Source organism: Rhizobium ecuadorense, from assembly GCF_001187535.1.
GTDB lineage: Bacteria > Pseudomonadota > Alphaproteobacteria > Rhizobiales > Rhizobiaceae > Rhizobium > Rhizobium ecuadorense.
In genome coordinates this window covers 1-242 of record NZ_LFIO01001405.1, presented here as the reverse complement: position 1 = coordinate 242, position 242 = coordinate 1, and the positions used below count along the sequence as shown (strand labels likewise).

Below are 242 nucleotides of genomic sequence, written 5' to 3'. Positions count from 1 at the left end.
GCCGACTGCATCGTCCATATCTCGTAGCGCCGCGCCGAAAAGGTCTTTGCGGTATAGGTCTCGACGCCGACATCGATCAGGAACGGATGTCCGTTCTTGTAAAGCGTGACACTTCCGACATCGTTATGATTGTGGCCCTCGCCATTGTTGCCGCCCTTGACGGCAAGCGAAAACTGCCGGTCGCGGGCGATGAACAGGCCGATGCCGGGATAGAAGATATCGCGTCCGGATGCAGGAGGTGG

The 242-nt window shown here is 58.3% G+C and carries 1 protein-coding gene; it reads right to left on the bottom strand.

Annotated features, from left to right (window positions below; translation table 11 throughout):
* The coding region (locus tag AF337_RS29760) for a heparinase II/III domain-containing protein (RefSeq protein ID WP_193393670.1) at nucleotides 1-242 on the bottom strand (242 nt) is incomplete at both ends.